Origin of the sequence: Allohoeflea poritis (genome assembly GCF_027889715.1) — a bacterium.
GTDB lineage: Bacteria > Pseudomonadota > Alphaproteobacteria > Rhizobiales > Rhizobiaceae > Hoeflea_A > Hoeflea_A poritis.
Map to the genome: position 1 here is coordinate 72,976 of NZ_JAPJZH010000009.1, position 14,235 is coordinate 87,210.

Consider the following 14,235-nt stretch of genomic DNA (forward strand, 5'->3'; position numbering starts at 1 on the left):
CAATTGGACCTATTCCGGTTGTGGGATCGAAGCGGCGGGCATGTGGACGAGCAACTGCATGCACGCCTTTTCGGTCTGGCCGATGAGCTGGTGCTGTTCGGAATGCCCATGAAGACCGCAATTCCGGAGATAACCCATGTCGGGCACCGCTCACTGGCGGGACGCGTCATGGGAACGGGATGGCGTAAGGATTTGAATGCCGGAGGCGGCAGCGATGCCGTCGCCGCCGCCTATCTGAAGGCCTGTCAAGGTGAGCCCGTTCTCGAACATGTAACCTACGAAACATGCCGCAATGAAGGGCGCTTCCAACTCGCCTACCGGCGTCTTGTCCTGATGATCAAGACACCAAAAGGTTTTCCATTTCTGGCGACATACTCGGAGCTTGAACAGCTGGACTGCGCAACTCGTCCTTCAGCCAGCCAAGGAATTCACTCCGGTTTATCGCGCCAAGCCAATAATCATGTTTTGCTTGGCTCGGGTGCTGCACCCATTGCAGCGCATTCTTTATCTGCGTAGTCAGTTCAATCGCAGCCATCAGGCCGCTGCGCACATCCTTGTTTTCCATGAAGATGTAGAAGAGGTCCGTGTCGGGCCAATAGCTCCAAGCCACCGGCTTGACGTAGGCCGCCATCAGTTGACCGATACCCTGCTTCTGATACTTCGGAAGCACCCGGTATTCGCCGCAATAGCACATTGTGCCGTGCATGCGCTCCAGGAAAGGTTTCTGATCCTTCTGGAATACAACCGGATTTTCCGAATCCGGCGTGTAGTAGCGCGTCCATGAACGCTTCGCGTAACTTGCCAGCGACTCCGAACCCAGCGGCTGACGCTTGCAGGCCACGGTGGCGACGCACTTGCCGTTGTCGTAAACGCCGACCCAGAACGCCTCGTCGCGGAAAAACGCGTTGAACCGCGGCGCAAAATGCGGCGTCGCCTCGAAGCCCATGCGCTCGGTTTCGGTCATGAAGAGTTCGAAGTCGGTGGAATGCCGCAATTCCAGTCCCAGTTCTTCGATCTTCCAGCGGTAATGCCCCGCTACACGGTTTATCGGTTCCAAATATTCTTGCATACAAAATCACCCACATACGTTCACTAAAGTATAGCGGTCTGGTAAAACCTGTACAATTTCAAGGGTATTAACGCGGATGCTTAATACGCCCTATGCATAATGCATAGACAATGGAACCACTCGCATTTGAAACATTTCGGAAACTTTGTTGACCGCAAGCGCGCCGTTGGGCCGTGAAATCGGCACCTCCGGCAAGGTATTCCTTAACAAGCGGCCGGGCGGACCCTGTCGGCCGGCGGGTTCGAAACCGGCATTGGGGCGTCAGGTCGCGCCCGGCCTTCAACCACGAGACGGAATAAACGTGGTGTACTCTTTATGCTTCCACAACTCGGGGTTGTCAATATCGCAATCTGCGGCCACCGAAACATCCACAATGAATCGTAAATCAACGATGCCTCGGACCGATCGCGTCAGCCCACGCCCCAGCCGCCGCCGCCTGGCGTCTTCATGCAAAACACATCATCAGGCGCAACCTCGGCATGATCGTTGCCTTCGAGCATTCGCTCCTGCCCATCGCTCCGCAACACGCTGTTTTCTCCGCAGGCGCCGTCCTCTCCACCGCGCACGCCGAACGGTCTCGTTTTCCGGTGCGAGGTCAGCGTGGTGACGGTCATGGCCTCGAGAAACCGCATCTTTCGAACGATCCCGTCGCCACCCGAATGGGCGCCGCTGCCGCCGGATCCGCGGCGGATGGCAAATTCCTCGACACGCACCGGGAAGCGCTTTTCGAGCACTTCCGGATCGGTCATGCGCGTATTGGTCATGTGAGAATGAACAGCGCTGGCGCCGGAAAAGTCCGGCCCCGCCCCGGTTCCTCCGCAAATGGTTTCATAGTTCTGCAGGCGATCATTGCCCCACACGAAATTGTTCATTGTGCCTTGCGATCCAGCGATCACGCCGAGTGCGCCGTAGAGGCAGTCGGCGATCGACTGGCTGACCTCCGTATTGCCGGCAATGACCGCGGCCGGATATTGCGGATTGATCATCGTACCGGCCGGTGCGATGATTCTGAGCGGCTTCAGACAGCCCTCGTTCATGGGTATGTCGGCACCGACGAGCGTGCGGAAGACATAAAGAACGACGGCCGTGCTTATCGATGACGGAGCGTTGTAGTTTCCTTCGTCCTGCCCGGATGTACCGGTGAAATCGATGGCCGCCTCGCGGGCGTCCGGATCGACGGTGATCGTGACGCTGATCTGCGCGCCGCTGTCGAGCGGATAGGTGAAATGACCGTTTTCAAGGCGCGTAATCACCCGCCGGACCGACTCCTCGGCATTGTCCTGCACATGCCCCATATAGGCGATGACGGCCTCCTGCCCGTAGGTGGCGATCATCCGTCGGACCTCGCGCACGCCCGTCTCGTTGGCGGCGATCTGCGCTTCGAGATCCGCCATGTTCTGATCGATGTTCCGGCACGGATACCGGCCCGATCCGAGCAGCGCTCGTGTTTCATCGCCAAGCAGCCGGCCGTCTTCAACCAGCTTGAAATTGCTGATCAGAACACCTTCTTCATCGATGTGGCGGCTGTCCGGCGGAGCCGATCCGGGCGTGCGACCGCCGATATCGGCATGATGACCGCGCGAACCGACAAAGAACAGAATCTCCTCGCCGGCTTCGTCGAACACGGGCGTGATCACAGTCACGTCCGGCAGATGCGTGCCGCCCTCGAACGGGTTGTTCAGCATATAGCTGTCGCCGGGCCGGATCTTGCCGCGGTTCATTTCGAGCACGGTGCGCACGCTCTGGCTCATCGAGCCCAGATGCACCGGCACATGCGGCGCATTGGCGACCAGCCCGCCGGATGCGTCGAAGAGCGCGCAGGAAAAATCGAGCCGTTCCTTGATGTTGACCGAATAGGCCGTGTTGGCAAGCGTCGCGCCCATCTGTTCGGCGATCGACATGAAGAGGTTGTTGAACACCTCCAGCATGATCGGATCGGCCTCCGTACCCAGCGCCGCCCGACGGGCCTTTTCGACAATACGGGTCAGAACGAGATTTCCGTAATTGTCGATGCGCGCCTGCCATCCGTCCTCGACCACATTGGTTCCGGTTCGCTCGGTGATGATGGCCGGTCCGGCAACGATCTGCCCCACGGCAAGTTCATCGCGTTCATAGAGCGGAGCATCCGTCCAGCTTCCGTCACTGAGCATGCGAACTGCGGCACGCGGCATGGCATCTTCCAGCCGGCCGGTGGCCAGCGTCTCGGATGCGGCTTCCGCCAAGCCGATCGCCTCGGCCGCCAGCATGTCTATGATGAGTTCCCGGCTCGGCGAGGCGAACCCGTAACGCGCCTCATGCGCGGCATCGAAGCGCCGCTGCATCTCTTCAGCTGTACCGAATGCCACCTCAAGCGTCTGGTGAGAGCCTGCATAGCGAAGGTGCGCCCGAAGCTCGGTCCGGATCCTTTCGGCTTCCACACCCTGCTGTGCCACCTCTGAGTGAACCTCCGCCTCGATCCGGTCCAGGACTTCACGCGCCCGTGCCGAATCGTCCACGCCGCCATCGAACTGCTCTTCCCGCATTGCCCGGATTTCAGCCAGCCCCATTCCGTATGCGGAAAGAACGCCGGCGAACGGGTGGATAAAAACCGATGTCATGCCGAGCGCGTCGGCGACCAGGCAGGCATGCTGGCCACCGGCGCCACCGAAACAGTTCAACGTGTAGGCCGTGACATTGTATCCGCGCTGAACGGAGATCTTCTTGATCGCATTGGCCATGTTCTCGACGGCAACCCGCAGAAAGCCCTCCGCCGTCTCTTCGGCTGTCAAAGGCGGCGATCCGGTGCGGTTGGCAATCTCCTGCGCCATCTCGGCAAATTTCAGCCGGACGATTTCGGCATCCAACGGCTGATCGGCATGCGGCCCGAAGACATTGGGGAAATGCTCCGGATTAAGCTTTCCCAGCATCACGTTGCAGTCGGTCACTGTGAGCGGCCCGCCGCGACGATAGCAGGCGGGACCGGGATTGGCCCCGGCGCTTTCCGGCCCGACCTGATAGCGTCCGTCGCGGAAACTCAGGATCGAGCCTCCGCCGGCCGCGACCGTGTGGATGTTCATCATCGGCGCGCGCATGCGCACGCCGGCGACTTCCGTCTCGAAACTGCGTTCATATTCGCCGGCATAGTGGCACACATCGGTGGAGGTTCCGCCCATGTCGAAGCCGATCAGCTTGTCGAAACCGGCTAGCCCGGCGGTCTTGACCATTCCGACGACACCACCCGCCGGCCCGGACAGGATCGCATCCTTGCCCTGGAAAAGCCGTGCATCCGTCAGGCCGCCGCTGGACTGCATGAACATGAGCCGCTCGCAGGCACCGCCCTCGACATCGAGCGCCTCGGCGACCTGATCGACATAGCGGCGTAGGATGGGCGTAAGATAAGCATCGACAACCGTCGTGTCGCCGCGCGAGACCAGCTTGATAAGCTTGCTTGTTTCGTGGCTGGTCGAAACCTGTGTGAAGCCCATTTCGCGAGCAAGCCCGGCGACAGCCAGTTCGTGTTGCGGATTGAGATAAGCATGCATGAAGGCGATGGCGACGCCCCGCACCCCATTGTCAAAGGCGCGTTGAAGCGCGATCCGAGCGGATTCCAGATCGAGCGGCGTCACCACCTTTCCCTCGGCGTCAAGCCGTTCGCGCACCTGCCCGACATCGCAGTAAAGCAGCGCCGGAAGTTCGATCTTCAGGTCAAACAGGCGGGGACGGTTCTGGTACCCGATGCGCAGCAGATCGCCCAACCCTTCGGTGATCAGGAGCAATGTGGGATCGCCCTTGCGCTCAAGCAGCGCATTGGTCGCGACGGTCGTGCCCATTTTGACCGCCGCAATGGTCGATGGCGGAAGCGTGGAACCGTCGGGAACGCCGATCAGTTCACGAACCCCCTGAACAGCGGCGTCCTTGTATTGCTCGGGATTTTCCGACAGCAGCTTATGCGTCACGAGCGATCCATCGGGCCTGCGAGCCACGATATCGGTGAATGTTCCACCACGGTCTATCCAGAATTGCCACATTCGGCACATCTCCATTCTTCGGCGGCCCGAAACGCCCACCGTCTGCATTTTTCAATTTTCAATCAAGCCTTCCGGCTTTGAGGGTCCTTAATAGACCAGCGAGGGCAGCCAGAGCGCCAGTTGCGGAAAGGCCAGCAGCAGCGCGATCATCGCGAACATGGTGATGACAAAAGGCGCCGCGCCCTTCATGACATCGACAATCTCGCCACGGCCGCGAATGCCCTGCACCACGTAGAGGTTGATGCCGATGGGCGGCGTGATCAGCGCGGTTTCCAATAGCACCATCAGCAAAATGCCGAACCACACCGGATCGTAGCCGAGCGCGATGACGATGGGTGTGATGATCGGCGCCGTCGTCAACAGCATCGACAGTGTTTCCATGAAGCATCCGAGCACCACCAGCACGGCGATGATCAGCAGCATGGTCTGGAACGGTGTCAGCCCGAGGCCGGAAACGAAATCGGTCAGTGCCGTCGTCAGGCCGATGACCGACAGGACGAAGTTCAGGAACACCGCTGCAAGGATGATCAGCATGATCATGGAGGTGGTGCGCATGGTGCCTTCGACCGCATGGCGCAACATCGTCAATGTGAGCTTGCCGTTGCGCGCGGCGAGGATCATCGCGGCGACGACACCCAGCGACGCCGCCTCGGTCGGTGTCGCTAGCCCCGCATAGATCGAGCCGACGACGACCAGGAAGATGCCGATCGGCGGTATCAGCGCCGGCAGTGCCGCAAGTCGCGCGCCCCAGTCCGTTCTGATGGCTTCGCCACCCCAGCCGCGCCGCATGAGACACAGGATCACCACCGTGCCCATGAACAGGCTGGCCAGGAGAAAACCCGGAATGAAGCCGGCGAGGTAGAGCTCAGGCACCGAGGTGTCTGTCAGAAGTCCATAAAGAATGAGGTTGATCGAAGGCGGGATGAGAATGCCGAGCGTGCCGCCGGCCGCGATCGTTCCGAGAAACAATGGCTCGTTGTATCCGCGCTTTTCGATCTGCGGCACGGCCACGGTGCCGATGGTTGCCGCCGTTGCGACGGACGAGCCGGACGTTGCGGCGAACAGCGCGCTGGAGCCGATATTCGAATGCATCAGTCCGCCCGGCAGCCAGCCGACCCAGCGTACGATGCCCTCATACATGCGCTCGGTGATGCCGGCGCGCAGCAGTATCTCGCCGAGCAGCACGAACATCGGGATCGCCACCAGCAGGAAATCGGTTCCGGTCTGCCACACCATGTCGCCGAGCGCCCGGTGCAGCGGCATCGGGCTTTCCAGATATTGCAGCGTCAGCCCAAGCCAGCCAAGCGACGCGGCAACCGGGACGGCAAGCGCAATCAGCGCGATCAGAATGAGGAGAGTTTTGACGAGCATGTCAGACGGCCTCGTCCTCGATCTGCTCTTCCACCGATTTGACACCGATGAGCAGATTGGCACCGGCGCCATCGCCCCGCATCAGCCGCATCAGCGCGACCAATCCGAGCAGCGCGCCGCAGAAAACGAAGAACATCCAGCCGAACAGCCAGGGAATCTGAGGAAGCGCCAGCGGCGTGCGCAGCGGCGTGATCGACCGCGAACCGTGTTCAAGCGTGTCGGCGACAAGCGACCAGGCCATGGTGGTCACGACCCCCGCGAAGCCGACCAGCAGGACAAGTCCGAGGAAATTGCAGAGCGTGCGAAGCCATGCGGGAAAGAACGGAAACAGCGCATCGACCCGGATATGCGCCCGTTCGAATAGAGCGAAGGAGAAACCCAGCGTCGTCGCGACGCCGAAGGCATAGCCCGAAAGCTCATCGGCACCGCCGATGCTGACATTTAAAATCTTGCGCAGCGCGACCTCGACGGTGACCAGCAGCGCGGAGCCGATGATCAGAACACCGCCTGTCCACACCAGCAACCGGCTCAGCCGCTCCGAAAGCAGCAGCGACTTTTCCAGCATGACGTCCTCCCCGCATGCACGGCCGGCTGCTATGCCGGCCGTGGTCCTTGATTTTTGTTATTTTGCCTCAGCCTTCATCCCGAGGATGGAGCCGACGGTTTCGTTCCAGTTCCTGGCACAATCCTCGCCGCAGCGTTCCGCCCAGCGGGCGAGCACAACATCATTGGCCACCTGGTCGCGCCGTTTGAGATCCGCTTCGCTCGGCGCCACCAGTGTCATGGCGCCCGGCTCGCCGATCTCGCAGGCTCCGCCCGTGATGCAGGAGATCGCCACCTCGTCCTCCGTCGCCGTCTCCGCCCACATGGCATCGGTCAGCGCATCGAGTTCCCTCTTCAACATTGCCTGCTGTTCCGGCGACATGGAATTCCACTTGTCCATGTTCATCGCGCCGAATGCCAGGCCCCAGCCGACGCGCAGCGTATAGGCATGGGTCGCCACCTGGTGCCATTTGGCCTTGTAGGCGGACATGGTTCCGGTGATGCCGCAGTCGACTACGCCCTTTTCGAGCGCCGGGATCACCTCGGCAAAGGGCACCGTGACCGAGGTTCCGCCAACGCCTTCGACGAAATCGCCGAGCGTCGTCGCGTAGACGCGGATTTTCTTGCCGTCGAGGTCATCGAGACCGTTGACCTCGCCATTGCACCACAATGTCTGGCTGGGGAACGGGTAAAGCTGCAGGAGCTTGGCGTTGTAGATGTCGGCGAAGGCTTTCTCCAGGGTCGGAAAATAGGCTTCTGCCACCTTGCGCTGGGTCTCGATGTCCTGCGTCAGCGAGGAAAGATCGGCGCCCTCGAAAACGGCGTTTTCAGCCGCGACATAGCCCGGCAGTCCGAAGGCATAGTCAAAGACACCGTTCTTGACGAGCCGCATGATCTCGAACCCCTTGAGGCCGAGCTCGGTCTGCGGCCGGATCTCGCCGACGATCTGTCCGCCTGTCGCCGCATTGATGTGATCATTCCAGAACGGGCCCTCATGCTTCTGATAATTCGTCAGACTGCCCCACGTGCCCACCGCCTTCACGGTCACGGGCTTGTCAGCGGCCTGTGCCGCCGTCGCGATCATGGCGGCGAGACCGACGCCCGCGGCGAGTGTTTTCAAGATTTTCATCAGATGTGCTCCTTCTCTGATTTTACTGTTTTGTCTGTTTGTTGATCCTTGGCGGATTACGCATTCGCCGGCCGGTAGACCGGAACCTCCTGGCTTTCATCGACATCGGTGATCAGCATGCAGCCCGGCTGGTGGGTGATGCAGATGTCCGCACGGGCATTCAGCACGGCGTTCTGAGGCGTCACTCCGCAGGCCCAGAACACCGGAACCTCGTCTTCGGCGATGGCGCAGGCCTCGCCCCAGTCCGGGCGTTCGAGTGCAGCAATGCCGATTGCCTCCGGAGCGCCGACGTGCAATGGGCCGCCATGGGCGAACGGATAGCGCGCTGAAATCGCCGTCACGCGCTCGACATCGCTCCGTTTGATCGGCCGCATGGAAACGACGACACCGCCGCGAAACGGTCCGGCAGGCTCGGTTGCGACGGATGTCCGATACATCGGAACGGTGATGTTTCGCTCGATATGCTGGAGGCGGATGCCTTCAGCCATCAGCGCGCGCTCGAAGGTGAATGAGCAACCGAGCGCAAACGCCACGAGATCATCGCGCCAGAATTCGCGAATGTCGGAAACCTCTTCCTGCGCCGCGCCGTCGCGGTAGATCCGGTAGGACGGAACATCGGTGCGGATGTCGATATCGCCACCCAGCGTGTGCATCATCGGGCTCGCCCGGTCGGACACGCCGACGAGCGGACAGGCCTTCGCGTTACGCTGGCAAAAGCGCATGAAATCGACGGCAAATGCCTCGGGCAGAATGACGATATTGGCCTGCAGGTGCCCCGGCGCCAGCCCGGCGGTATGGCCGGTGTAGCGGCCGGAACGAATGACCTCACGCAAGGAGGCCGCCGGCAGGTTCCGCAATTCGCTGTAGTTCTGGACGAAAGTCATGCGCGCCTCTGTGACACCGGTTGTCCCGATATTGAGTGTCACAGATCATTCGCAATCGGCATGATTACGTCAAATTGTAATTTTCTTTCACTTTTGATCGAAAATCATGATCACCCCATATGGGCGACCGCGACATTACGGGCGATATGCGCCGCACGCTCTGCCAGGTGGCTTTTCGGCTCACCCAGATAGGATGCTGTAAAGCGAAGCGTGTCCGGCCGCCAGCCGGGATCGAAAACCTCTAATTGCCCGCTCTCGATCTGATCCCGGATCAGGTGCTCGGGAAATGCGCCGACGCCAAGGCCGGTCGCCACCATGCGGATACAGGCAGAAAGTGACGGTGAAGGAAACAGGCGAACCTCGCCGCCATGGCGCTCGAGCAACCTGACCTTGAGGTCATGATAGGGTCGCGTATTGCGGGCATAGGTAATGACCGGGGTGGTCCGCAATATGTCTTCATCCGGACCGTCGAAGTGCAGCGACGGTGCCTTGATCCAGACAAGATCGAACGCAGGCAATTCGATATTGTTGACGCTGGATTCGGAGATCGGCCCCATGAGGATCGCAAGATCGAGCGAACGGTTCAAAAGCTGGTCGCGCAGATTGTGCGAAACATCGACGGTGATCTCCACATCGACCTGCGGATACTCCGCGCGCAGTTCGGCCACAAACTCAGGCAGCCAGGACTGCACGACCGTCTCGGAAACGCCCACACGCAGTTGCCCCTCCAGTCCCGCCGGGTCGACAATATCGGCCTTGATGTCCTCCTGAATGCGATGGATCTGTTCGGCATAGCCGAGCAGTTTCTCGCCGCGCTTGGTCAGGCGCATGCCGCTTTGCGCGCGGTCGAACAGTGCCGCCCCGAGCGCGGTTTCCAATGCCGCGATCCGCGCCGAGACCGCTGGCTGCGACAGGTTCATCTGTTCGGCGGCGCGGCGCACGCCACCCAGCCGCGCCACCCACAGGAATGTCCTAAGCTGCTCAAAAGTCATCGGTTCTTTCCGTTCGATACCAGCGCCGACAAGATACACGGTTCAACGCACACGGCTACAAATTCTTGCGGCCCGTTCCGATGCGCGCTACCTGTGGAAGCTGTAATGGCGTTGAGGATGAAGGCAGGCATGTCAGAAAAAATCGTTACGGCGGCAATGGTCGCGATCGGCGACGAATTGCTCTCCGGCAAGACCAAGGACAAGAACATCGCGCACCTTGCCGACATGCTGACAACCGCCGGCATCGAATTGAAGGAAGTGCGCATTGTCGGCGACGAAGAGGCGGACATCGTCGCAGCCGTCAACGCGCTTCGCCAGCGCTACACCTATGTCTTTACTTCAGGCGGCATCGGCCCCACCCATGACGACATCACCGCCGAGGCGATTTCCGCCGCCTTCGGCGTGCCGTGCGAATATGATGACGAGGCGCTGAAAATCATGGGCGCGGTTTATGAAGCCCGCGAGATGGAGTTCACCGAGGCCCGCAAGCGCATGGCGCGCATGCCGCGCGGCGCGGCCCATATCCGCAACCGCGTTTCCGTGGCGCCCGGCTTCACGATCGAGAATGTCCATGTGATGGCCGGCGTTCCGGCGATCTTCCAGGCCATGCTGGACTGGCTGCTGCCACGGCTCGAAACCGGCGCGGTCATCCACTCGAAGATCGTCGACTGCCCCTATGGCGAGGGGACCATCGGCGAGGGCCTTGAAGAAATCCAGAACGATCACTCCGATACGGTGATCGGCTCCTACCCGAAATTCGACGGCGAGACCTATTCGACGCAGATCGTCGTGCGCTCCCGTGATACGGAGGCGATAGACCGGGCGGTGCTCGCGATCAACGCCATGCTGTCGGAAATAAAGGCCGCAAAGGCGACCAAGGTGCAGCGATAAAAAAAGCCGCCCAGCGGGTGGGCGGCCATTCTTCTTGAACTCTGATTGTTCCGATTAGTCGAGGTGGCGGTTGCCGGCAACGACGCTCGGAATGTCGGCCCGGAAAATGCCGAGATCGGCGAGTTCACGGTCCGAAAGATTGCTGAGCTCGCGGCAGGCGCGGTTGTGGGCGCGGCGCTGCTGCATGGTCTTGAATATGGACTTCATTTTGTTTTCCTTTTCCGGCTGGTCCGGGGTGTTTCGTAATTCGAAACGCCATATGGTGCGTTAACCGCTGAATTTGCAGTGATTTTTCTGCAAGGGAGCTTTGCATTTTTGCATTGCACAATTTCATGCCCCGCCAAAGCGGCCATGCGACGAAAGCACTAGGCGCGGCGCGATCGATTTGACAGAAATCAACGCGGTTTACCGCTATATCTGAAATTGTGTCGCCAACGGATCGCGGGGCGATGCACCTGCGTGTCCAAATTCCGTGCCGAGACCCGAGGGAGACGAGCATGCCTTACAAAACCGTTTTGGTGATCCTGCGCAGCGAGGAGGATTGCGACCATGTACTCGATGAAGCACTGCAACTGACGCGCACATTCGGATCGCACCTGATCGGGTTGCATGCCGAAGCCGCGGTGAAGGTCTCCTATGCCGCACCGATCGAGATTCCCGACGCCAGCGTCTTCAAGGCCGACGAGAGCGAGATCCAAGAGCGCATGGGCGAGATGGGCACCAAGTTCAAGGAAAAATGCGATCGCGAAGGCGTTTCCTGGGAATGGCGGCCGATCCGCTCGCTGTCCGGCGACAATGCCCTGTCCGCGCTGTCTAGCGCGCGCTGCGCCGACATCGTGGTCGTGCGCCAGCACGAAGAGGAGAAACAAGAGGATTTTGCCGATCTCGAGGCGCTGGTGCTCGAAGGCGGACGTCCGGTGCTGTTCGTGCCCTATGTCAACCGCAAGGCCGAACCGGTCAAACATGCGATCATCGGCTGGAACGGCACGCGTGAGTCGGCACGCGCCGTGTGGGATGCCCTTCCCTTCCTGACGACAGCCGAGAAGGTCGAAATCCTGTGTGTCGACCCTGAGGAAACCGCCGAGCAGAGCAGATCCATGGCCGGCGCCGAGATCGCCGCCGCGCTGACCCGCCACGGCGCCGATGTCACCATCAATACGGAGATATCGGACGGCCTGCCGGCCGCCGCGATCATTCAGAACCGTATGGCCGATACCGGCGCCGACCTTCTCGTCATGGGCGCCTACAGCAAGTCGCGGCTGCGTGAATATCTCTTCGGCGGCGTGACCCGCACCATGCTGCAATCCATGCCGAACCTCACACTGATGTCGCGATAACCGATACGAATGTCCTTTTTGCTGGGCCGGCCCGGCGGTTGACCGGGCCGGCCTCTTGCGTTGCCGTCGCGTTCCCGGCTAAATCCGCGGCACCACGAAAATGCCGCAAGGAGTGCAGGAACCCATGTCCCTTCCAGAAAAAGCCTTCCCCGTATCCTGGGATCAGTTCCACCGCGACGCGCGCGCCCTCGCCTGGCGCATTTCGGGATCGGAAAAACAGTGGCGCGGCATTGTCTGCATCACCCGCGGCGGGCTGGTGCCTGCCGCCATTGTCGCCCGCGAACTCAATATCCGCATGATCGAAACGGTATGCGTCGCCTCCTATCACGACTATTCGAGCCAGGGCGAGATGACCGTGCTGAAGCAGATCAACGCCGAGCTGTCGTCCGACGACGGCGAGAACGTGCTGATCGTCGATGACCTGACCGATACCGGCAAGACCGCCGAGATCGTCCGCGCCATGCTGCCCAAGGCACATTTCGCCACCGTCTATGCCAAGCCCAAGGGCCGCCCGATGGTCGATACTTTCGTGACGGAAGTCAGCCAGGATACCTGGATCTATTTCCCCTGGGACATGGGTTTCACCTACCAGGAGCCCATCGCCAAGGATCACGCCGGTTAGCACGCGATAGTCGCATCAGCGCTCGACCGAGATTCGCACTGGCATTGCCGGTCCCCGCATCCTATCTATGACAGGGTTGAACAAATATCGGGAGGATCAGTGTAATGGGCAATGCAAACGTCTTGCGCACGCCACAGGAGCGGTTCGAGAACCTGCCGGACTATCCATTCGCGGCGAATTACCTGAACATTGACGGCGGCGATCACGGCCCCTTGCGCATGCATTATGTCGATGAGGGCCCGAAGGATGGGCCGGTGGTGCTTCTGCTGCATGGCGAGCCGACCTGGTCCTATCTCTACCGCAAGATGATACCGCCGGTCGCCGAAGCGGGCTTCCGCGTCGTCGCACCGGATTTCATCGGCTTCGGAAAATCCGACAAGATCGACGACCGCAACGCTTACTCCTATCTCGGCCATGTGACCTGGATGAAACAGTTCCTGGCGGCGCTGGGTCTGAAGGACATGACTTTCTTCGGCCAGGACTGGGGCGGACTGATCGGGCTGCGGCTGGTGGCCGAGGAGCCGGATCTCTTTGCCCGCGTCATGATCGGCAACACCGCGCTGCCGACAGGCGATCATGATCTCGGCGAGGCCTTCAAGCAGTGGCGCGAATACAGCCAGACAACGCCCGAATTCAATATCGGCGGCATCGTCTCGCGCGGCACGGCGCGCGGCATGTCGGACGCGGCCATCGCCGCCTATGACGCGCCATTCCCCGACGAGAGCCACAAGGCTGGCGCGCGCGCCTTCCCCATGCTGGTGCCGGCAAGCCCGGACGATCCGGCCGCGCCCGACCAGCGCGCCGCGTGGGAGAGCCTGCGCCGATTCGAAAAGCCGTTCCTGACCTGTTTTTCCGACAAGGACATGATCATGCGCGGCGGCGAGAAGATTTTCCAGAAGCTGGTTCCGGGCACGAGTGGACAGAATCATTTCATCACGGAAAACGCCTCCCACTTCCTGCAGGAAGATGCCGGACCGTTGCTTGCCGAAAAGCTGATTGCCTTTGCAAGACAGAGCTGAATCGGGCAGCGGAACTCTCTACCGAGAATTGCGTTTCGGCCGGCGATTGATTCGCTTGCCGATGCCTGTGGACATGTCAAGAGACGGTGCGCACGCTGTGCATCACATATTTTTTTCACTGCACATATTCGCCCGCGAAATGGCTTGACGGACAGCCAAATGCGGGAATTGCAAGGCATTGCGCTTTCCCCGCTTTCCACATGATGCACCCACAACATCTGGTGTTCACAATTCTGTCTCAATCAAGCCCTTGACGGTCGAAAACGAGTCGCGTTGTACTGTGCAGACGTTGTTCCAGCAGCGCCGGTCTGCGCGTTCAAGGCAGATCACAATCAGTTGTAATGTGTAAGGACATGACGTCCCTGACGGGT

The 14,235-nt window shown here is 60.5% G+C and carries 12 protein-coding genes; 4 read left to right on the forward strand and 8 right to left on the reverse strand.

Annotated features, from left to right (window positions below; genetic code table 11):
* Positions 1-337: 337 nt before the first annotated feature.
* The 7 genes from OOZ53_RS15235 to OOZ53_RS15265 form a co-directional block, all read right to left on the reverse strand.
* Positions 338-1,069, reverse strand: a complete 732-nt coding sequence (locus tag OOZ53_RS15235; protein ID WP_271090508.1) for a GNAT family N-acetyltransferase — start codon at positions 1,067-1,069, stop codon at positions 338-340.
* Positions 1,070-1,479: 410 nt separating this feature from the next.
* Positions 1,480-5,076 carry a hydantoinase B/oxoprolinase family protein gene (locus OOZ53_RS15240; RefSeq protein WP_333780599.1) on the reverse strand — a complete coding sequence of 1,199 codons (3,597 nt, stop codon included), beginning with the start codon at positions 5,074-5,076 and terminating at the stop codon, positions 1,480-1,482.
* Positions 5,077-5,163: 87 nt separating this feature from the next.
* Entirely contained in the window at positions 5,164-6,447 is a 1,284-nt protein-coding gene (locus OOZ53_RS15245; protein WP_271090509.1) for a TRAP transporter large permease, read from the reverse strand.
* A 1-nt stretch (position 6,448) separates the two neighbouring features.
* Positions 6,449-7,012, reverse strand: coding sequence for a TRAP transporter small permease subunit (locus OOZ53_RS15250; RefSeq protein ID WP_271090510.1), 564 nt, complete (start codon positions 7,010-7,012; stop codon positions 6,449-6,451).
* A gap of 57 nt (positions 7,013-7,069) precedes the next feature.
* On the reverse strand, positions 7,070-8,119 hold the full coding sequence (locus OOZ53_RS15255; protein WP_271090511.1) for a TRAP transporter substrate-binding protein: 1,050 nt from the start codon (positions 8,117-8,119) through the stop codon (positions 7,070-7,072).
* A 56-nt stretch (positions 8,120-8,175) separates the two neighbouring features.
* On the reverse strand, positions 8,176-9,003 hold the full coding sequence (locus OOZ53_RS15260) for a putative hydro-lyase (protein ID WP_271090512.1): 828 nt from the start codon (positions 9,001-9,003) through the stop codon (positions 8,176-8,178).
* A gap of 110 nt (positions 9,004-9,113) precedes the next feature.
* The gene (locus OOZ53_RS15265) at positions 9,114-9,995 is read right to left on the reverse strand and encodes a LysR family transcriptional regulator (RefSeq protein WP_271090513.1); all 882 of its coding nucleotides are present in this window, start codon (positions 9,993-9,995) and stop codon (positions 9,114-9,116) included.
* A gap of 129 nt (positions 9,996-10,124) precedes the next feature.
* Between OOZ53_RS15265 and OOZ53_RS15270 the strand changes: the two genes are divergently transcribed.
* Complete coding sequence (locus tag OOZ53_RS15270; RefSeq protein ID WP_271090514.1) at positions 10,125-10,886, forward strand: competence/damage-inducible protein A; 762 nt, start codon at positions 10,125-10,127, stop codon at positions 10,884-10,886.
* A 54-nt stretch (positions 10,887-10,940) separates the two neighbouring features.
* Here OOZ53_RS15270 and OOZ53_RS15275 read toward each other — a convergent pair whose 3' ends face one another.
* Positions 10,941-11,093, reverse strand: a complete 153-nt coding sequence (locus OOZ53_RS15275; RefSeq protein WP_425499159.1) for a DUF1127 domain-containing protein — start codon at positions 11,091-11,093, stop codon at positions 10,941-10,943.
* Between the two features lie 290 nt (positions 11,094-11,383).
* Between OOZ53_RS15275 and OOZ53_RS15280 the strand changes: the two genes are divergently transcribed.
* The 3 genes from OOZ53_RS15280 to OOZ53_RS15290 all read left to right on the forward strand — a co-directional run bounded on the left by OOZ53_RS15280 (position 11,384) and on the right by OOZ53_RS15290 (position 13,864).
* Positions 11,384-12,223 carry a universal stress protein gene (locus OOZ53_RS15280; protein WP_271090515.1) on the forward strand — a complete coding sequence of 280 codons (840 nt, stop codon included), beginning with the start codon at positions 11,384-11,386 and terminating at the stop codon, positions 12,221-12,223.
* A 124-nt stretch (positions 12,224-12,347) separates the two neighbouring features.
* Positions 12,348-12,845 (forward strand): xanthine phosphoribosyltransferase, encoded by a 498-nt coding sequence (gene gpt, locus OOZ53_RS15285; RefSeq protein WP_271090516.1) that lies wholly within the window; start codon positions 12,348-12,350, stop codon positions 12,843-12,845.
* Between the two features lie 104 nt (positions 12,846-12,949).
* Entirely contained in the window at positions 12,950-13,864 is a 915-nt protein-coding gene (locus OOZ53_RS15290) for a haloalkane dehalogenase (protein WP_271090517.1), read from the forward strand.
* The last annotated feature ends 371 nt before the right edge of the window (positions 13,865-14,235 follow it).

Bases quoted from the DNA above. Each gene is read 5' to 3' on its own strand.
- OOZ53_RS15290 (WP_271090517.1), top strand. From the start codon at position 12,950: ATGGGCAATGCAAACGTCTTGCGCACGCCACAGGAGCGGTTCGAGAAC.
- OOZ53_RS15265 (WP_271090513.1), bottom strand. From the start codon at position 9,995: ATGACTTTTGAGCAGCTTAGGACATTCCTGTGGGTGGCGCGGCTGGGT.
- OOZ53_RS15255 (WP_271090511.1), bottom strand. From the start codon at position 8,119: ATGAAAATCTTGAAAACACTCGCCGCGGGCGTCGGTCTCGCCGCCATG.
- OOZ53_RS15275 (WP_425499159.1), bottom strand. From the start codon at position 11,093: ATGAAGTCCATATTCAAGACCATGCAGCAGCGCCGCGCCCACAACCGC.
- OOZ53_RS15245 (WP_271090509.1), bottom strand. From the start codon at position 6,447: ATGCTCGTCAAAACTCTCCTCATTCTGATCGCGCTGATTGCGCTTGCC.
- OOZ53_RS15235 (WP_271090508.1), bottom strand. From the start codon at position 1,069: ATGCAAGAATATTTGGAACCGATAAACCGTGTAGCGGGGCATTACCGC.
- OOZ53_RS15250 (WP_271090510.1), bottom strand. From the start codon at position 7,012: ATGCTGGAAAAGTCGCTGCTGCTTTCGGAGCGGCTGAGCCGGTTGCTG.
- gpt (WP_271090516.1), top strand. From the start codon at position 12,348: ATGTCCCTTCCAGAAAAAGCCTTCCCCGTATCCTGGGATCAGTTCCAC.
- OOZ53_RS15240 (WP_333780599.1), bottom strand. From the start codon at position 5,076: ATGTGGCAATTCTGGATAGACCGTGGTGGAACATTCACCGATATCGTG.
- OOZ53_RS15270 (WP_271090514.1), top strand. From the start codon at position 10,125: ATGTCAGAAAAAATCGTTACGGCGGCAATGGTCGCGATCGGCGACGAA.
- OOZ53_RS15280 (WP_271090515.1), top strand. From the start codon at position 11,384: ATGCCTTACAAAACCGTTTTGGTGATCCTGCGCAGCGAGGAGGATTGC.
- OOZ53_RS15260 (WP_271090512.1), bottom strand. From the start codon at position 9,003: ATGACTTTCGTCCAGAACTACAGCGAATTGCGGAACCTGCCGGCGGCC.